The sequence below is a fragment of the Mycobacterium sp. 20KCMC460 genome, assembly GCF_022179425.1.
Lineage (GTDB): Bacteria > Actinomycetota > Actinomycetes > Mycobacteriales > Mycobacteriaceae > Mycobacterium > Mycobacterium kiyosense.
Window position 1 is genome coordinate 4,650,290 of sequence record NZ_AP025524.1, and the last position, 20,152, is coordinate 4,670,441.

The window sequence follows — 20,152 nt, forward strand, 5'->3', positions numbered from 1 at the left end:
GAAATGGCCACTGAGCGCAGGCCGTCCGCTGCAGACAGCAGGCGGTCGAACGAGCCGATCGCGATCTTGGGTATGGGATGTCGATTCCCGGGCGGCGTCGAATCGCCAGATGATCTGTGGCAGTTACTATCCGAGGAACGCGACACGACCTCGGAGTTTCCGACCGACCGCGGTTGGAATCTGGAGGCGCTCTTACGTCCCGAGCCCGACGCACGCGGTGCGACCTACGTGCGCGGAGGTTCTTTCCTGGACAACGCGGGTGATTTCGACGCGGCATTCTTCGGGATCAGTCCGCGTGAAGGCCGAGCCATGGACCCGCAGCAACGACTGCTGCTCGAGGTGACCTGGGAGGCACTGGAGCGGGCAACGATCGATCCGATTTCGCTGCACGGCAGCAACACCGGCGTGTTCATCGGCGCGGCCGCTCAGGAGTACGGCCCGCGCCTATATCAGGAGACGGACGGATTTGCCGGCTATCTGGCTACCGGTGTCCCCGCTTGCATCGCCTCGGGCCGAATTGCTTACACACTCGGGCTGCAAGGTCCGGCACTGACGATCGACACCGGCTGCTCGTCATCTCTGGCTGCGGTGCACCTTGGCACGCGGTCGCTGCGTTCTGGTGAATGTGACTTGGCGGTAGTCGGTGGCGCCACCGTGATGTGCTCACCCAGCGTCTACATCGGCCTCGGCCGGCAGGGCGCGCTGTCTGCGGACGGCCGATCCAAGCCGTTTGCTGCCGCAGCGGACGGGTTCGGCGCTGCCGAAGGGGTCGGCGTGCTGGTACTAGCCAGACTTTCGCACGCCCGAACCGCGGGTTACCCGTTGCTCGCCCTGATCCGCGGCAGCGCCCTCGGACAGGACGGGGCTACCGAGGTACTGTCCGCACCCAGCAATTCGGCTCAGCAGCAGGTGATTTGGCAGGCGCTATGGGATGCGGGCCTGAGTGCAGGTGACGTCGACGTGGTCGAGGCGCACGGCACGGGCACGAGGATCGGTGACCCGGTCGAAGCAAAAGCCTTGCACGCAACGTACGGCAAGGCCCACTCGCCGGAACGCCCACTACTGGTCGGCTCGGTCAAGTCGAACATCGGCCACACCCAGTACGCCGCCGGCGCCGCCGGCCTGATCAAGACCGTACAGTCGATTCGAAACGGGGTGGTGTCCGCGACGCTGCACCTGGATTCGCCTACACCACAGGTGGATTGGTCGTCTGGAACAGTCGAGGTGGTCGCCAGTGCACGTCCCTGGCCCGAGTCACCGGACCAGACCGAACGACCGCGGCGAGCCGGGATATCGTCGTTCGGCCTCAGCGGAACCAACGCTCACGTGATTCTCGAGCAGGCGCCGCCAGAGTCTGTGAGGGCGACGTCAACTCGTAAGCCTCTGCCGGTGACACCGTGGGTGCTGTCCGCAAAGTCGGCGCCTGCGTTGGCTGAGCAGGCGGCGCGGTTGCGGCGGTTCGTCGAGCAGCGCCCAGACGCCGATGCGATCGATATTGCCTACTCGTTGAGCGCGACTCGGTCGCTGTTCGACTATCGCGCGGTTGCGGTAGGAGCCGAACGCGACGAGTTGTTGAGCGGATTGGCCGCGATCGCCTCCTGCGCCCCCGCACCCAATGTGGCAGCTGGAAAGGCCACTACCGCAGGCGGAACGGTCTTCGTCTTTCCAGGCCAAGGAACGCAATGGGCCGGCATGGCCGCCGAACTTCTGGACACGGCAACGGCGTTCGCCGACCAGATGCGGCTCTGCGAAGCCGCTTTCGCCGAATTTGTCGACTGGTCGCTACTCGAGGCCGTACGGACCGCCGTTGGGTCTGCGAGCCTCGATCGTGTCGATGTGGTTCAGCCGGTGCTGTTTGCGGTGATGGTCTCGCTGGCCGCGCAGTGGCGAGCGGTGGGAATTCAGCCCGACGCCGTCCTCGGCCATTCACAGGGTGAGATTGCAGCGGCCTACGTCGCTGGTGCGCTGTCGTTGGGGGACGCGGCGAGGGTCGTCACGTCGCGGAGCAAGGCAATCAAGGCAATCGCGGGAACCGGCGGCATGGTTTCGATCTCCCGGCCTGTCGAACTGGTTCACGCACTCATCGGACCATGGGCTCCATCGATTTCCGTTGCCGCACAAAATGGTCCGTCATCGACGGTCGTGACCGGGAACGCGGCGGCGTTGGACGAGCTGATGGTCAGGTGCGAGCGCGACGAGGTGCCGGCCACCCGGATTCCTGTCGACTACGCTTCGCACTCGGCCCAGGTGGAGACGCTGCGTGACTCATTGCGCGAGTCGCTTTTCGGGCTGCAGCCACAAACCACCGAGATCACGTTCATCTCAACGGTCACCGGCGCCGGACTCGACACCAAGATCCTCGACGCCGACTACTGGTTCGCCAATCTGCGGCAACCGGTGCTCTTCGAACAGGCTGCGCGTTGGTCATACGAACATGGCTTTCGCACGTTCCTGGAATCCAGTCCGCATCCGGTGTTGATTGCCGGTATCCAGGAATCGCTGGAAGACGGTGGTGACCTCAATGTGGTTGGGACGCTGCGCCGCAACGAAGGTGGCATGCGGCGGTTCTTGCTGTCGGCCGCCGAGGTACACGTGCACGGGAAATCACCCAACTGGGAGGGCATGTTCCATGCCACCGGCACGCGTCGGGTCGACTTACCCACGTATGCGTTTCAACGCAAGCGCTACTGGATGGGCCCCGGGACCGATTTGGTCGACCCGAGCGGTCTCGGTGTCAGCGCCGCCGAACACCCCCTGCTCGGTGCCGTTGTGGACCACGCTGATTCAGCAGAGACCATTTTCACCGGTCGCCTCTCGCTCACGTCCCACCCGTGGCTCGCCGACCACAAAGTACACGGGGCAGTGCTCGTCCCGGGTGCGGCCATGGTGGAGCTGGTGCTATACGCCGGTGATCGTGCGGGGTGCCCGCGGGTAGACCAGCTCGTTTTGCAGGCCCCCTTGATCGTCGGCGAACGCGGTGGTGTCGCAGTGCAAGTCGTCGTCGGCGCGCAGGATGCGTCGGGTGAACGCGCGGTGCGGATCTACTCCCGGATCGACGGCGATGGTGCGGAACGAACTTGGACGCGTCATGCCGAAGGCATCCTTTCCCCAACCCCGGATGCCAGCTCCGGACAGGACTGCCACCGTTGGCCGCCGGAGGGGGCAATACCGATCGATATTTCGCAGGCCTACCCGAAGCTGGCCGCAGCTGGATACGACTACGGTCCCGCATTCCGCGGCCTGCGGTCGGTGTGGCGCCGTGGCACGGAGGTGTTCGTGGAGGCGGCGTTGCCGGAACAGGCAATGGCCGAAGCGAGCCGTTTTTGTCTGCACCCGGTACTGCTTGACACGATCCTGCACGGCATCGGCGCCGGCGGCATCCTTGCCGAATCGGAGTTGACCAGGCTGCCGTTCGAATGGGAAGGCCTGTCGCTGCATTCTGTTGGCGCGTCTCGGGTCCGCGCCCGAATCAGTCTAGTGGGCGACGATACGGTCGCCGTCAATCTGATGGACAGTCATGGGGACCTGGTTGGTCGCATCGATTCCCTTGCCCTGCGTGGTGTTTCGCCCAATAAGCTGCTGATGAGCACTGTCACCGACGATGCTGTGTACGGACTCGATTGGGTCGATTGTGCGCCAGGTGACGCTGGCGCGGGCCACGACCCGATGCGGAACGTCACGGTACTACGCTGCCCACCGACCATTTCGGATAGCGCAGCGTTTACCGATGGCGTCCGGCGAACGCTGGTGTATGTGCTGGCGCGAGTACAGAACTGGTTGTCGAGCGATCGTCGCGACGATGCGTGCCTGGTGGTGCTCACCCGCGGGGCGGTCGCGGTGGACTCGTCCGAAGACGTCACGGATCTCGGTCAGGCGGCCGTGTGGGGACTGCTGCGAAGCGCGCAGACCGAGCATCCGGGCCTGATCTTCTTGGCCGACGTCGATGACTGGGACCGTGCCGACGTCGCGGTCGCCGAACTGGCCAGCCGTAACGAATCCCAACTCGCAATCCGTCACGGCGGGAGCTTTGCCCCACGGCTGGTACGCACCGAGCGAATCGATGGCGCCGAATACACCGAGATGGGCAATTGGCGCCTTGCCACCCTCGGCACCGGCACCCTGGACTCCGGTAACTTCGCACTGCGGGCGTGGCCCGAAGCCACGCGTCCCCTTGCGCCCGGCCAGGTACGTCTGGGTTTGCGCTGCAGCGGCGTGAATTTCCATGATGTCCTGACGGCACTGGGTCACCCGTCGGACTACGACGTCGGCCTCGAAGGATCCGGCGTTGTTCTCCAGGTCGCCGACGATGTGCTCGATTTTGCGCCAGGCGACCGCGTGATGGGTCAGTTCTTCGGCGCTGGACCCGTTGTCATCGTGGATCACCGGAGGATCGTCTGCATCCCGCCCGGGTGGTCGTACGGACAAGCGGCGACGGTGCCGGCGGTTTTCCTGACCGCGTACTACGCGTTGGCGCATGCCGCGCGCAGCTGTGCGGGCGAGCGGTTGTTGGTGCACGCCGCCACCGGCGGTGTCGGCATGGCTGCGGTACAGCTGGCCAGACACTGGGGACTCGATGTGTACGCGACGGCAAGCCCAGGCAAATGGGAAGTGTTGCGCAGCATGGGGTTCGACGCCAGTCACATGGCGAATTCCCGCACGCTCGAGTTCGAGCAGCATTTTTTCGCGGCGACCGGCGGCGCCGGTATGGACGTCGTAATCGACTGCCTGAAAGGCGAATTCGTCGATGCATCGCTGCGGCTCTTGTCGCGCGGCGGGCGTTTTGTCGAGCTGGGCAAAGCGGACATCCGAGATGCGGCCGAGGTGGCGACGCGGTACCCGCATGTTCAGTATCGAGCGTTCGATCTCGTCGACGACGTTTCTCCCGAGCTGATGAGCGGGATGCTCGGTGAACTGGTGAAGCTCTTCGAGACGGGTGAACTGAGTCCGCTTCCGCTCCGTTCGTGGGATATCAGGCAGGCATCGGATGCGTTCCGCTTCTTAAGCCGCGCACGTCACGTCGGCAAGCTGGTGCTCACCGTGCCCACACCACTCGATCCTGAAGGCACGGTACTGATCACGGGCGGTACGGGAGTGCTGGGGGCGCTGCTCGCCCGGCACCTGGTGACACGTCACGGTGTGCGAAACCTGCTGCTTATCAGCCGAAAAGGTCGCGCCGCCGAAAACGCTGCCAGGATCGAATCGGACCTGCTGGAACTCGGCGCCAGGGTGCGGATCGAATCGTGCGACGCGGCGCACCGACCTTCGTTGCAGGAGGTCTTGGCCGGGATATCAGCCGAACATCCGCTGACGGCGGTCATCCATGCCGCCGGAGTGCTCGACGACGCCGTGTTCGCGGCTCAGACCCCGCAGCACCTGGACGCGGTGCTGCGCCCGAAAATCGATGCGTCGTGGAATCTGCACGACCTAACCGCGTCTACCGAACTCGCGCTTTTTGTGCTGTTTTCGTCGGCGGCGGGTGTCCTCGGTTCCCCCGGGCAGGCCAACTATGCGGCCGCCAACGCATTTCTCGACGGGCTCGCGCAGCATCGCCGCCAGCTTGGGCTGCCGGCTGTGTCCGTGGCGTGGGGATGGTGGGCCCAGGAGACCGGGATGACCGGTCATCTCGACGAACGCGATCGGACGCGCATGAGCCGCAGCGGCTATATCCCGATGTCTTCGGCCGAGGGCCTCGCGCTTTTCGATGCGGCGCTGTTGCAGCCGCGCTCGTTCGTCGTGCCGGCACAGTTCAATCTCGCCACCATCCGTTCGCACTCGACGGTCGGCGGGCCGCCACCCATTTTCCGCGGGCTGGTCCGTGCGCCACGGCGCACCGCCGAGTCTGCCGCGACCGAGCCGCCTGCCGACTTTCGACGGCGGTTCGCGGCGATGAGTACCTCGGAACGGGAACAAGAGCTGCTCGCCGTCGTCCTCACCAACGTTGCCGCGGTGCTTGGGCACGAGGCCGGCTATGCGGTGGACGCGAGCCAGGAGTTCAAGGAGCTGGGCTTCGATTCGCTTGGTGCGGTGGAGCTTCGGAATCGGCTCAAATCGGCGACCGGTTTGAAGTTGCCCACCACCGCCGTCTTCGATCATCCGACATCGACAGCGCTGGCCCGGTATCTGGCGAGTGCGCTCGATACCGCGGGGTCCCGAGCGGAAGAAGAAAGCGAATCGGCCGAACCGGATTGCTGGCCGTTGACGGCTTATCAACGCGACATCGTCGTGCTCGGTGCACGCTATCCGGATCTTCCGATCGCACAGGTAGTTGCCCACACCCGCCTGGACGGCAGCGTGAATCCGCAGCGCATGCGCGGGTGCGTGCGGCGCGCAGGTCTGCGAAACGACGCACTGCGATTGCGTTTTGAACTTCGCGGTGGCGAGTTCGTCCAGGTCGTCGGGGCCGAGCTGCCCGAGCTCGAGGTCATCGATTTCACCGGTGACGCGGACCCGGCGGCGGCGTGCCGGCGCTGGATCGAGGAGGCGACCGAACGCGTGCTTCCGCTCGAGGGGCCGCTGATCCGCGCCGCGGTGCTCATTGATCGGACTGATTCGTTTCTGGTGTACGCGTGTCTCCATCACGCCGTAGGCGATGCGTGGGGCATCAATCTCGCGCTGAGCCAGGTGTTGAAAGAGTATGTGTCGCGGACCGACACGAGCAGCGACAGCGACGTCGAGATGCCGAGGTACGTGGACTTCGTACGCACGGAACGCGAATACCGCGCTTCTCCGGAGTGGGCGGCCGATCGAGAATTCTTTCTTCAGAAGTACCGCGACATTGAGCCGGCGCTGTTCGCCCGCAACGGATCTCTATGCAGCCGCCGTCGATGCCACCACTCCCTGCGGGTGGATCCGGAGACAGTCCAACGTGTTCGAGACACAGGTTGCACGATCTTTGCTTTCACCGCGGCCGCCGTCGGTGAGTACCTGGGCCGGATACATCGCGGCCGGGACGTCGTCATCGGGGTCCCGTTCCTCAACCGGTCATCGGATGCCGAACTGCGCATGGTCGGCTGCATGACGAACATGCTGCCGCTGCGAATTCCGGGTGACGGCAAGTCGTCGATGGTCGAACTGGCCGGACGGATTAGCGCGCAGGTATGGGAACTGCAGGCCCGGCAGCGCTTCGCGTATGGAGACATCGTCGCGGCGGTGCAGAACGGGTCTGAGAACCCGTTGTTCGACGTCACCTACTCGTACATCTCGATACCTGACACCGGACATGAGTGGATCTGGAAAGACGTCAGCGTGCTCGCGTCCGGGTATTCACTCGATGCGGTCAATATCGTGGTTCGTGACCATGAGCGGGATGGATCGCTCGAGGTGGACCTGTTCTACGCCGACGATGTCTTCGACGCGAACTATCCGTTCGCAGACGCCGTGCGTCACGTAGTGACTTTGATCAGGCGGGCACTGGACGCACCCGAGATGCCGCTCAGCGGAATCGACATGCTGTCGGTCGCCGATCGAGTCGCGCTCGACGAGTTCGCGTGCGGAGGGCCGACTCATGCTTGATATCGATCCTGGGAAGATCATGACGCTGGACCGGTTTGCCGCCGACGTTCCGGGTGGGCGGTCCGCGGTGGTGTCGACCGGCGGAACGCTCAGTTACGCGGAGTTCGACGGCGCCGTCAATCACGTCGCGGAAGTGTTGCGCGGCAAGGGGGTCGAGCGCGACGAATGCGTCGGGGTCATCATGCCGCGTTCACCCGAATTGCTCGTTGCGATCCATGGGATCTTGCGTGCGGGCGCCGCGTACGTGCCGATCGACCCGGCATATCCGAAGTTACGTATTCGTTCGATCGTTGCGGAGTGTGGGGCTCGAGTACTGATAACCGGAACCGAATTCGCGCAAATGGCCCATGAACTCAGAGTTGACCGCGTGGCGCCGAGCATGGTGGCGGCGGCTCCGGTCGAGCCAATCGCCTCGCCGGAGGACTTGGCTTACGTGATCTACACGTCCGGATCAACCGGCCGCCCCAAGGGCGTGATGATCGAGCACCGCTCGGTGGTCAACCGACTGCGCTGGATGCAGCAACGGTATCCCCTCGGTGCCGACGACGTCATTCTTCATAAGACGCCGGTGACTTTCGACGTGTCGGTGTGGGAGTTGATGTGGTGGGCGATCGCGGGTGCCAGCGTCGCGCTGCTCGAGCCGGGCGGCGAACGCGATCCGCGCAAGATGATCGCGGCGATCGAGCGCCATCGGGTTACGGTCATACATTTCGTGCCGTCGATGCTCGGCCCGTTCTTGGATCAACTGGAAGACCAGCCTGATTCGATACGCGGGCTCACGTCATTGCACACGGTGTTCTGCAGTGGGGAAGCGCTAAGGCCCGCGCTGGTTGAGCGGTTCAACCAGGTATTCGGCTCCATCGGTGTGCCGCGGCTGGTGAATCTCTACGGACCGACCGAAGCGACGGTGGACGTGAGTTACTTCGACTGCCCGTCCTGCGGGCCAGTCGACGCCGTTCCGATCGGAAAGCCAATCTCCAACACGACATTGGTGGTTCTCGACGAGCGCGGCAACCGCTGTCCGATGGGAGTGGCGGGGAATTGAACATCGCCGGTGTGGGTCTGGCCCGCGGCTACCGCGGCCGCCCAGACTTGACGGCGGCGGCATTCCTCGCCGATGATCGCGTACCGGGGGGCCGGCGCTACCGTACCGGCGATCTGGCCCGTTGGCGAGCGGACGGCAACCTGGAGTTTCTCGGCCGCATCGACGACGAGGTCAAAGTCCGGGGCAATCGGGTAAGCCTGGGCGAAGTGCAGACCGTGGCGCAGGCATGCCCGGGCGTGCGATCGGTGGTGGTGATCGCCGAGCCGTCAGACACCCACGGAACTAATCTGATCGGTTATTTCGTCGGCGAGTTCGTCTCCGTTGATCAACTCCGAGAGCACCTGGCGCGGCGGCTGCCCGCCTATATGGTTCCCACCGCCTTCGTCGAGTTGAACGCGTTGCCCCGCACGGCCAGCGGCAAGGTGGATCGTCGGGCGCTGCCCCCGCCCGGCGGGGCGGATCACTGCGCCGCGACACCCCGTACCCCGACCGAGGCGGCTCTAGCCGCCGCCTTCGCGTCGGTTCTCAAGGTCGAATCCGTTGGTATTTACGACAATTTCTTTGCCGGTGGCGGTGACTCGATTCTTGCGCTCGCGGTACGCAGCGACGCGGAGAAGCGCGGAATCGCCTTCGATGTCGACGACCTCTTCGCCCGGCCCACGGTCGCCGAACTGGCCGAGTCAACTTGGCCGACGGCGCCGGAGCCAGACGGCGTCACGGCTGCATTCGCGTTGGTTCCGCTGATCGATCGTGCTGCGCTGCGTGACGCCGAGGATGCGTTTCCCGCTACCGCGTTGCAACTCGGCATGCTCTTCCACAGCCTCAACCGCGCCGAATCGACGATGTATAAGGATGTCTTTCGCTATCGCGTGGTGATGCCTTGGCAAGAACGAGAGTTCACCGAGGCGTTTGACCGGTTGGTTGCCCGGCATCCCGCCCTGCGGTCCTCGTTCGACCTCGGCCTGCATTCGGTGCCGCTGCAGGTTGTCTGGTCACGGGTGCCGCGTGCGTTCGACTCCGTGACCGGAGCCGACGATGTGCTTGTCTGGGACTACCTGGCTGCCCGCCACGCGTACCGCTACGACGTGGAGCGAGCTCCGCTGTACAGCCTGCACGCGTTCGTACGGGACGAAGGCGTGGATCTCGTCTTCGCGTTCCATCACGCCATCCTGGACGGCTGGAGCGTCGCGAATCTGATGCGGGAGTTGTTGCAGGACTATTTGTTTCACGTTGGGATCGATGTCGCGCCGATCAACACCGAGGTGCACGCGGCGACCATGCTCGCCGAATATGCCCGTCTGGAAAGAGAGGCGCTCGAAGAACCTGCCGCGCGGGACTTCTGGCGAAATACTCTGGATGGAGCGCAGGCCACGTCGCTGTCAACCTGTGTCGCCGGTGAAGCGGCGGTGACGGTCGATCCGGTTGTGACGGCTCCGATTCCGCCGCGGCTGCAGGATGCCGTTGGACTATTGGCAAAGTCTCGTGGGCTGCCGTTGAAGTCGCTGCTGCTGGCCGCGCATTGCGTCACCCTGCAAAGACTCTCGGGCCAGCGGGACGTCACCACGGGACTCGTCACGCACGGGCGGCCCGGTCGTGCCGGAGCCGAGATGGCCGCCGGACTGTTTCTCAACACGATACCGGTCCGGCTTGACGACACACCGGCGACCTGGCTCGACGTCGTCGGCCAGATTGCACGTACGGAGCGCGCGAGCTATCGCTACCGACGTTATCCTTTGCAGGCCATGCAATCCGATGCCGGCCGCCCACTCTTCAACGTGGTGTTCAACTACGTCAACTACCACCCCCTTGCCGAACTGGCCGGAACCACCGACATCGAACTGCTCGACTTTGAAGTACACGAACAAACGAACTTCTCGCTACTCGCGACCGTCGGCATCGATCCGCGCACCGGGCAGCTGGTGTTGCGCGTCACAGGTGATCCGAAAGGCGTCACCTTTGCGCAAGCCAACGAATTTGCAACCACATTCATGCGTGTGTTGGCCACAATCGCACGCGAACCCGAGCAGACCGTCGATAGTGTCGCCGACGTGCCGCTCGCTCAATGCGTCACACAACGGGTCGCCGAACAGCCCGAAACGGCCGCGGATGGATCGCCGGTGGCTCCTCGCAACCGGGTCGAGGCGGCGCTGGTCGATGTGTTCGCCTCGGTGCTCGGCGTGAAATCCGTGGGTGTACACGACAATTTCTTCACCGTGGGCGGAGACTCGATCCTTGCCCTCGTCGTGCGCAGTAAGGCCGAAAAGCGGGGCATTGCTTTCGATATCGAGGAATTATATGCGCGGCCCACGGTCGCCGAACTGGCTGAATCCGGTTCAGCGCCGCCGCCGCAGGGTGTCACGGACGCGTTCGCATTGCTTCCGCTGATCGATCGTGCTGCGCTGCACGACGCCGAGGACGCATTTCCCGTCAACGCGTTGCAACTCGGAATGCTCTTCCACAGCGCCGAGCGGGTCGATTCGACGATGTACAAGGACGTCTTCCGTTACCGCCTGGCGATGCCGTGGCGCGAAGAGCAGTTCACCTACGCGTTCGATCACTTGGTGGCAAGGCATCCCGCGCTACGTTCGTCGTTTGAACTGAGCCGGTATTCCGCACCGGTGCAGATTGTCAGGTCGCGGGTGTCGCGTGCGTTCGACGTCGTGACCGGAGCCGCGGACATCGAAGGCTACATCACCGCCCGACAGAGCCAACGGTACGACGTCAACCACGCACCGCTCTACAGCTTGCGCGCGTTCGTCTGCGAGGACAGCGTGGATCTGGTATTCGCCTTCCATCACGCAGTGCTGGATGGCTGGAGCGCCGCCAACCTGGTACGCGAATTGTTGCAGGACTATCTATTCCACGTCGGCGTCGTTGGCGTCCCTCCGATCGACGCCACGGTTGAATCGGCAACCATGCTCGCTGAGCATGTCCGGCTAGAAAGGGAGGCGCTGCATAACCCTGAGGTGAAAAAGTTCTGGCAGCATGCGATGGACGGCTCCCGTCCGACGACGCCGCAATCCTACGTCGCCCACCAGCCACCGGCGACCGCCGATCCGGTTGCGACGGTGCTGATTCCCGAGTGGCTGCAGGATGCTGCGGGACAACTTGCCAAGTCTCGTGGGTGGCCGATGAAGTCGGTGCTGCTGGCCGCGCATTGTGTGACCCTACAAAGACTCTCGGGCGAAGCGGATGTTACGACGGGGCTGGTCACGCACGGGCGCCCCGGTCGTGTCGGCGCCGAAGTGGCCGCCGGGTTGTTTCTCAACACGATCCCGGTCCGACTCGATGACAAAGCGCAGACCTGGCTCGGTGCCGTCGAACATCTAGCGCGATTTGAGCGCGCAAGCCATCCCTATCGGCGTTATCCGTTGCAGGCCATGCAATCTGATGCAAATCGTCCCCTGTTTGAGGTGGTGTTCGACTACGTGAACTATCACCTGTCCGGGCAGTGGACCGGTGGCGCCGGGATCGAACTGCTCGACTTCGAGGTGCACGAACAAACAAATTTCGCACTGTGGGTCACCGCCGCGACGGATCCACGGACCGGCCGGCTGTCGCTGCGGGTGACTGGCGATCGCGCGGTGCTGACCGGTATGCAGGCACGCGAATATGCAAATTGCCTTGTTCGCGTGCTGACGGCAATGGTGCGCTCACCCGAGCAGGTCATCGATCCTGTTGCCGCTGAGCTGGATGCCCGCGACGTCATACAACTCGTCTCCGAGCAGGCCGCGGCAATCCCGGATACAGCCGCGATCATCACCGACACCGAAAGCTGGTCCTACAGCGAATTAGACTGTGGTGCTGTACGAATCGCGGCAGGGTTGCTTGCGGCGGGTATGCCGCCGGGAGCACGCGTGGGCGTGATGCTGGAACGGTCGCCGGAACTGATCGCGGCCATGATTGGCGTCCTCAAGGCCGGCGCCGCGATTGTCCCGTTGGACGTCAGCTACCCGCGCGCGCGGATCGACTTGATGATCGAGCGTGCCCGGCCCTTCCGCGTCATCTCCGACATCGCAGAAATCCGGGCGCTGATGGAAACACCGGCGACAATGCCGTTGCCGGCCATCGACCCGGAAAGCGCGGCCTACGTGTTGTTCACCTCTGGTTCGACCGGCGAACCCAAGGGTGTCACGATGCCACACCGGGCCCTGCACAATGTCATCACCTGGCAGAACCGCCGCCCGTCCGGCTGCGTCGGCGGTTCCACGCTGCAGTTCTTCCCGTTGTCCTTCGACGTAGCGTTTCAGGAAATCTTTTCGACACTGTGCGGCGGCGGCACCCTGCGATTGGTTTCCGACACGCGGCGAAAAGATTTCGCGGCGCTGCTGCAACTCGTGGCAAGCGAGAAGATCGAACGCGTTTTTTTGAGCTGCGTTGCCCTGCAGGCATTCGCCGAGGCGGCGCACGTCACCCAAACAGGGCTGCAGTCGTTGCGCATCGTGATCAATGTGGGCGAGCAGCTACGGGTGACGCCGGAGATCCGTCAGCTGTGCGCGGCGAATACCGGCCTTGTGCTGGAGAACCATTACGGCCCAACCGAGACGCACGAGGTAGCCAGCTACACCATGAGTGGCTCACCCGACGACTTTCCCGCTTTGCCACCCATCGGCAGGGCGATCGACGGCGCCACCATCCGTCTCCTCGGCGCCGACCGTCGTCCGGTGCCGCCAGGAACGAAGGGCGAGATCTACATCGGAGGACGTTGTCTCGCAATCGGTTACGAGGGGCGCCCCGACCTCACAGCGGAGCGGTTCGTGATGATCAGCGGTGAGCGAATGTATCGCACCGGCGATCTGGCGGTCCAACTACCCAGCGGCGACCTCGCCTATCTCGGACGGACGGATACCCAGGTGAAAGTGCGCGGCTTCCGCATCGAATGCGCGGAGATAGAACTCGCCCTGATGAAACTCAACGACAAGGCGATCCGAGCGGTAGCGGTGGTGGCGCGAAACCTCGACTCGGTGGATTCGATGCTGGTGGCCTACCTCGTCGGGGACAGGGCAGCCGCCGACGTCAACGCGATCCGAGGCCGCCTGCGAGCGGCGCTACCGGCGTACATGATCCCGGCGCACTTCCGATGGCTTGACGAGTTTCCGCTCACGCCGAGCGGCAAGCGGGACGACAAGGTTTTGCGTGAGCTGCCACTAGCCACACCCGGTGCGCCATCAACCGGCACCGCTCCGGTCAACGCACACGAGCGCGCGGTCGCCGACATCATGGCGGAGTTCGCGGGTGGCGCTGGGTTTGCCACCGATACCAATTTCTTCGACGCCGGCGGCACGTCGATCGGCGCCATGCGCGTGGTGATGGCGATCGCGCGAACATGGGACGTCGAGATTCCATTGGACGCGTTCCTCGCCACGCCCACGCCCGCGCACCTGGCCAGCCTGATCGCGGCTGGCGGACCGGTGCGCGCGTTCGATCCCGTTGTCGCGCTGCGTATCGCGGGCGATCGCCCGCCGCTGTTCTTGGTTCACCCGATTGGCGGGAATGTCCTGTGCTATCTCGATCTTGTCAAACACCTTCCCATCGATCAGTCGGTCTACGCGTTGCAAGCCCCGGGTGCCGAGCCGGGCGCTACGCCACTGCAAACGATGAGCGACCTGGCCGCGTCCTACATAGCGGCGATTCGCCGGATTCGCCCCCACGGGCCGTACCACATCGGCGGGTGGTCCTTCGGCGGTTATGTCGCTGTCGAGATGGCGCGGCAGCTGGGTGAGGAGGAACTGGCGCGGCTGATCCTGCTCGATACGACCGCACTCGGCGACGGACCTCATCCCGTAGTCGCTGAAAGCGAATTGATCACATGGTTTTTCGGAGAGCTGCTGTTGGAGGCGTATGGCATGAAGGCCGCGCAGCTGAGGTTCGAGCCCGACGTGTCGAATCGTGACGCTTTGTTCGACTCGACCTTCCGTTACGCGGTCGAGGCGGGAATCGTTCCCGCCGAGAGCTCGCCACACTTGATCCGGCGGCTCTACGAGATATTCCGCGCCAACTATGTCGCCACGCTGAACTATCGCCACGAACCATTGGATCGTGACATCACCCTGCTGAGGTCGACCGAAGGCCTTCCGGCCGGACTCGCGGGACCCCACCGCCTGGTGGGCAGCATGTTCGCCAGTCCCACAAACGGTTGGGAGATACTGTCGCCGCGCAGCCTGACGGTGATCGACGTTGCGGGCGATCACTTGTCGATGATGTCGGAGCCGCACGTCGCGGACGTCGCGACCAAACTGTCCGCGGAGCTCGTCGTCAGGGACCTTGTCGGCGGGGGTCGGCGATGAGCGCGCCGACAGTGGCGGTGGTCGGTGCCGGAATCGGCGGTCTGACCGCCGCCGTCGCCCTGCGGGCCAAGGGGATCGACGTCGAAATCTACGAGGCCGCACCCGAACCGCGGGTCACCGGCACGGCATTGGGGCTGGCCAGCAACGCCACGAAAGTGCTGCTCTCGCTGGGCGTCGACTTGGTCACGGACGCCTCCTGCCGCGCACTGGAGCGCTTTGAATTTCGAACGGCCCGAGGGAGACTCATTCGGGGGTTGCCGGGCGCGGCCATCACCGCCGAACTAGGCCATCCGTTCGTCAGCATTCACCGCAACGAGTTGATCCGCGCGCTGCGCAATGCGGCCGACGCACCCATCCATTACGGCGCCGAGGTCGCCGCCGTCGGAATCGACCGAGGTGGGGCACGTGCCGCACTCGTCGACGGCACCGACGTGCGCGCTAGCGTGCTGGTCGGCGCCGACGGCATCCGATCGGTCGTCCGGTCGACGGTCGCCGGTGAGCGGCCGCCCAGCGAGTACGGCTATGTCTGCTGGCTTGCCACCGTGCCCTTTAGCCACCCACGCATGACCCCCGGATACACCGGCCATTACTGGGGCAGAGGGCAGCGGTTCGGCCTCGTCGACATCGGCGGCGGGATGGCCTATTGGTGGGGAACAAAGAACATGCCCGCCGCCCAGGCACGTGACTGGCGTGGAGGTAAGGCGGACGTCCTCTCCGCATTCCACGGTTGGGCTCCCGAAGTAATCGAGGTGATTGAGCAAACACCGGCGCAGGCCATCGTCAGTGTGCCCGGACAGGATCGGCCGGTCCTCAAGCGTTGGGGCAGGGGTCCGATCACCCTGCTGGGTGATGCCGCGCATCCGATGCTGACCAGCAGGTCCCAAGGGGCCAGCTCCGCCGTGGAGGACGGTTATGTGTTGGCGGAGGCGATTGCCCGCATACCCGACGCGGTCGAGGCCCTGCGCGCCTACGAGGACCGGCGCCGCAACCGCGCAGGAATGCTGGTGCGGAGTTCGCGGCGGCTGAACAGCCTGGAGCAGGCGCAGAATCCCCTCGCTTGTGCGGTGCGGAACTTGGGCGTGCGTTGTGTGCCGATGCGATCACTGACCCGGAACACGATCCGCCCCATGCGATTCGACTTGGGGTGGACAGCGTGAGGGCGTTGCCGGTGACGCCGGCACGGTCGAAGTCGGTCGTCATCACCGGCGCATCGAGCGGGCTCGGCAAAGCCGCGGCCATCCACCTCAGCGCACTCGGCTATCGCGTGTTCGCCGGGGTGCGTTCCGAGTCGAGCGTGGCTGAACTTTCCGGGTTGTCAACGTCGCCGGGCGAACTCATCCCGGTGCTGCTGGACGTCACCAGTGCAGCCTCGATCGCGCAAGCCGGTGAAATCCTCGAACACGCATGCCTCGACACCGGGTTGTGGGCGGTGGTTAACAACGCGGGCCTGTGCATCAGCGCGCCGCTCGAATGCGTCCCGATGGACCTGGTGCGCAGCCAGCTGGAGACGAATCTTGTTGGCGCACTTGCAGTCACCCAGCGCTTCCTGCCACTGCTGCGCGCATCCGGCGGCCGCATCGTCAACGTCAGCTCTGGCATCGCCAACCACGTGCCACCGTACGCGGGGGCGTATGCAGCAGCCAAGTTCGGCATGGAGGGGCTCAGCGATGCGTTGCGGCGCGAGCTGCACCCTCTCGGGGTAAGCGTCTCGGTTGTCCAGCCAGGTGTGGTCTGTACACCAATCTGGGGCAAGATCCGCGAATCCGCGGACGACATTCTTGCCGCGGCCCCCGTCGACGTCGTCGACGTGTACCGCTCGCGATTTGTCACGATCCTGAGCACGAGTGAGGCTGTCGCACAGGTGAGCAAGACCACGACCACGGACTTCGCCGATGCCGTCGCCGCCGCCCTGGCAGCCAAGCGCCCGAAGATCCGATATCGAGTCGGTCTCGATTCGCGCGGCGCCGCCCTTGCTCGCCGTGCGCTGCCGGACCGGATGATGGACACCCTGATCAGTTTCGAATTCAAGGCCGTCAAGGGCCTGCTTGATGCAAACGGGCAATCGATGGTGGGGATCACGGCCGCCGCCAAGCACGCGGAAAATATCCGTCGTCGCACGAAAAGGCTTGTCCTCAAGGGCGGTACGGTGCTCGCCCGCCGACAGTTGCACCGAAAACCGGTCCGGCCCGGCCCTTTCCCGACACCGAAAGAAAGTGAATTGCAACCGATTCCGGGCGACAAGGGTCTGCCCATTCTCGGTCACGCCCTGGCCGCGGCGACGCTGCCCGTCGAATTTCTGGAAAGTCGGGCGACAACCTACGGTCCAGTGTCGTGGATGCGCGGCTTCGCGCTGCCGTTCGTGCTCGCGCTGGGGCCGGACGCCTCGCAGGAAGTGTTCGCCAACAGCGACCGTGTCTTCTCGCAGCAGGGCCAGGAATTCTTTTCCGGGCGCTTCTTCAATCGGGGACTGATGTTCCTGGACTTCGCGGAACACCACTTCCACCGTCGAATCATGCAAGCGGCGTTCACCCGAGAACGTCTGAGCGGCTATCTGCAATCGATGAACACGATCTGTCGCGCCGCCGCGGCGGAGGTGCCCGAGCACGAATTGCTGGTTTATCCATACCTGAAACGGACATTGCTCGACATCGCCACCGTCGCGTTCATGGGCGACGAGCCCGGACCGCAGAGCGACCTGATGAACCAGGCTTTCACCCAGTGTCTGCACGCCGCCACGGCCGTGGTTCGGGTTCCGGTTCCCGGCTTGCGCTGGTGGGCGGGTATCCGCGGTCGGCGCACGCTCGAGCAGCATTTCCGCACCAACATCGACGCGCGGCGCAGTTCCGACGGTGACGACCTCTTCGCGGCACTGTGCCGCGCCCGCGACGAGGACGGCAATCAGTTCACCGATGACGACGCGATCAACCACATGATCTTCTTGATGTCAGCCGCGACCGATACTAGCGCGGCCGCAGCGACCGCCACCCTGCATCAGCTGGCGCTGCATCCCGAGTGGCAGGACCGGGTGCGGGCAGAGGCTGCTGAGATTGCCGACGGGCCACTTGACCTGGACACGCTGGATCGCATGCAGTCGCTTGGGATGGTGATCAACGAGTCGATGCGGCTGTTTGCCCCGGTGCCGGTGATCTTCCGGAAAACACTGGCGGACACCTCGATTCAGGGTTACTTCGTGCCCGCAGACACCATGGTGGTCGTCGCTCCGTTACTCAACCACTACTGGCCGGGGCTGTGGAGCGACCCGCACACATTCGATCCCGAACGGTTCAGCGAGGCGCGTCGCGAGGACAGATCGCACCGGCTTGCCTTCGTGCCATTCGGCGCAGGTGCACACAAATGCATCGGTATGCATTTCGCGACAGTGGTCGTGAAGCTGGTGATCCACCATCTGCTTCGAGAACATCGCATCGAGCTGCGGTCCGGCTACACGCTGGAGTGGGACATGACGGCACTGCCGGCTCCTACCGACGGCTTCCCGGTGCTGATCCGGCGCATCGACGACGCGAAAACATAACTGCGGCTACGTGAATTGGAGTTCTCTGATGGACGTTACCTATTTCTTGGCATTCAACCGATTTGTCTCAAAGTACTTCTACCGCATCCAAACCCGGTTGTTCGCCACCGATGACGTGGTATTCCTCAACATCGGCTACGAGGAAGAACCGCCGATGGCACTCTCCCTCTCGGAAGGCGACGAGCCCGACCGGTTCTACATCCAGCTCTACCACCGCATGACGGCCCAGGCCGACCTCGGGGGCCAACGGGTGCTCGAAGTCGGGTGCGGGCACGGCGGCGGAGCCTCTTACCTGACGCGCACCTTGCACCCGGCCTCCTTCACCGGGCTGGATCTCAACCCGGCAGCCATCGCCTTTTGCCGGAAACGGCACAAGTTGCCCGGCGTGGACTTCGTGCACGGCGACGCGGAGCGGCTGCCCTTTCCCGACCAATCCTTCGACACTGTAATCAATCTCGAATCCTCCGCTGCCTACCCGCACTTTTCCCGGTTCCTCGCCGAAGTCGCGCGGGTGCTTCGCCCGGGAGGACATTTCCTCTACGCCGATCTCCGCCCCCGCGACGGCATCGCCGAGTGGGATGCTGCGCTGGACGAGGCTCCACTGAGGATGCTTTCGCAGCAGCTCATCAATGCGCAGGTGCTCTGCGCGCTGCAACAGAATTCGCCGCGGATCTCCGACCTGCTCAGCCGTTTGCCGGCGGGCCTGCGCGGCATTGGCCGCGAATACTCCGGCATGGAAGGCACTCGGTTCTATCGTGCGATGCAACGCGAGAAGTATCTGTACCGGATGTACTGCTTCACCAAAGCCGAGGCGGTGTCTGAGTCCGCCTAGTCCCGGTTACTCCTGCGTTGCAATCTGTTTGGGCGCACCCAGAAGTTCTGCCGCCTCCGGCCGGATCTCGAGCACGCACTCCACTCCTTTTTCGCCCGACGTGACGAAGCGACGCACTGCCGGGAGAAGCCGAGCGTGCGCGAACGAGTTCCTCAATCCCCGCCGGCTCAGGATGTACTTGCGCAAGTCGCGGCGTACGTACCATCGGCACAATCCGGGGTCGGTGCGCACCGTCGCATCCCCCTGAATCCTCAGGATTCTCCGATCGTCGGGTTCGCTCTCGATGTCGAACAGGATGGTGACCCGCGGGTTGGCCTTGACATTCAGCGCTGCCAAGGTTCGGTCCGTTGTGCCAAGGTAGATTTTCCCGTTCCCACACACGAAGTAGAGGGGGTTGACATGGGGTCGTCCGTTGCGCGACACGGTCGCAATCCGCGCTACCATCGCGCGACGGAGGAAGTCCATCACCACCGGGTCGTCAGCAACCATCGTCGACTTCCCTGATGCGGGCATAATCCCAGGCAACGGCTCGCGTCGGCTCGATTGCGAACCAGAAGAAGTCGCCCGCCAAACCCGCCAACCCACCCAGCGGCCGGACTTGGCCGCGCAGGTAAATCGCACGGAGATCAAAGAACTGGACACCGTCGTCGACGAGCAGCACCACTTCGTCGTGAACAGCCGGCCGATGTGCGCCGCTCGAGGGCATCCCGACCAGGTAGCGATCATCCTCGAAGACAAGGGTGACGGGCTCAACCCGCGGACCCCCGTCGCCGATGAAGGCTACGCACGCGCGCGGCACCCGCTGCAGAAGATCGCGCGCTTCAATCAGAGCGACGTTCAACGTAATTCGCTTCACTCGGACACCTTCAAACGTCATTCCTGTCGCGCTGCCGCGGCGAATGACAGCCGCCGGACCAGTTGCTATTCTCGCTTCGGTGCGCTGC

At 64.2% G+C, this 20,152-nt stretch carries 8 protein-coding genes and 1 pseudogene; 7 read left to right on the forward strand and 2 right to left on the reverse strand.

The genetic code is table 11. The annotated features are described in order from the left end of the window. Positions 1–3: 3 nt before the first annotated feature. The 7 genes and pseudogenes from MKCMC460_RS31875 to MKCMC460_RS21500 all read left to right on the forward strand — a co-directional run. Positions 4–2,544, forward strand: a pseudogene (locus tag MKCMC460_RS31875) (type I polyketide synthase); the annotation flags it as partial. A 24-nt stretch (positions 2,545–2,568) separates the two neighbouring features. Continuing rightward, complete coding sequence (locus MKCMC460_RS21475) at positions 2,569–7,512, forward strand: SDR family NAD(P)-dependent oxidoreductase (RefSeq protein WP_238304778.1); 4,944 nt, start codon at positions 2,569–2,571, stop codon at positions 7,510–7,512. Between the two features lie 19 nt (positions 7,513–7,531). Continuing rightward, positions 7,532–8,557, forward strand: coding sequence for an AMP-binding protein (locus MKCMC460_RS31880; protein WP_370652938.1), 1,026 nt, complete (start codon positions 7,532–7,534; stop codon positions 8,555–8,557). Beyond that, positions 8,554–14,844 (forward strand): amino acid adenylation domain-containing protein, encoded by a 6,291-nt coding sequence (locus tag MKCMC460_RS31885; protein WP_370652939.1) that lies wholly within the window; start codon positions 8,554–8,556, stop codon positions 14,842–14,844. The genes MKCMC460_RS31880 and MKCMC460_RS31885 overlap by 4 nt, the downstream gene beginning before the upstream one ends. Further along, entirely contained in the window at positions 14,841–16,001 is a 1,161-nt protein-coding gene (locus tag MKCMC460_RS21490) for an NAD(P)/FAD-dependent oxidoreductase (protein WP_238304779.1), read from the forward strand. The genes MKCMC460_RS31885 and MKCMC460_RS21490 overlap by 4 nt, the downstream gene beginning before the upstream one ends. An 11-nt stretch (positions 16,002–16,012) precedes the next feature. Next, complete coding sequence (locus tag MKCMC460_RS21495) at positions 16,013–18,376, forward strand: cytochrome P450 (RefSeq protein WP_236976922.1); 2,364 nt, start codon at positions 16,013–16,015, stop codon at positions 18,374–18,376. A gap of 28 nt (positions 18,377–18,404) precedes the next feature. Next, positions 18,405–19,208, forward strand: coding sequence for a phthiotriol/phenolphthiotriol dimycocerosates methyltransferase (locus MKCMC460_RS21500; RefSeq protein ID WP_236976923.1), 804 nt, complete (start codon positions 18,405–18,407; stop codon positions 19,206–19,208). A gap of 6 nt (positions 19,209–19,214) precedes the next feature. Here MKCMC460_RS21500 and MKCMC460_RS21505 read toward each other — a convergent pair whose 3' ends face one another. Both MKCMC460_RS21505 and MKCMC460_RS21510 read right to left on the reverse strand, forming a co-directional pair. Beyond that, positions 19,215–19,697 (reverse strand): pyridoxamine 5'-phosphate oxidase family protein, encoded by a 483-nt coding sequence (locus tag MKCMC460_RS21505; protein ID WP_238304780.1) that lies wholly within the window; start codon positions 19,695–19,697, stop codon positions 19,215–19,217. Continuing rightward, on the reverse strand, positions 19,687–20,064 hold the full coding sequence (locus tag MKCMC460_RS21510; RefSeq protein WP_238304781.1) for a hypothetical protein: 378 nt from the start codon (positions 20,062–20,064) through the stop codon (positions 19,687–19,689). The genes MKCMC460_RS21505 and MKCMC460_RS21510 overlap by 11 nt, the downstream gene beginning before the upstream one ends. Positions 20,065–20,152 lie beyond the last annotated feature (88 nt).

What these genes read in the sequence shown, in the direction of transcription:
- MKCMC460_RS31880 (WP_370652938.1), top strand. Translation starts at nt 7,532, where the DNA reads ATGACGCTGGACCGGTTTGCCGCCGACGTTCCGGGTGGGCGGTCCGCG.
- MKCMC460_RS21505 (WP_238304780.1), bottom strand. Translation starts at nt 19,697, where the DNA reads ATGGTTGCTGACGACCCGGTGGTGATGGACTTCCTCCGTCGCGCGATG.
- MKCMC460_RS21500 (WP_236976923.1), top strand. Translation starts at nt 18,405, where the DNA reads ATGGACGTTACCTATTTCTTGGCATTCAACCGATTTGTCTCAAAGTAC.
- MKCMC460_RS21490 (WP_238304779.1), top strand. Translation starts at nt 14,841, where the DNA reads ATGAGCGCGCCGACAGTGGCGGTGGTCGGTGCCGGAATCGGCGGTCTG.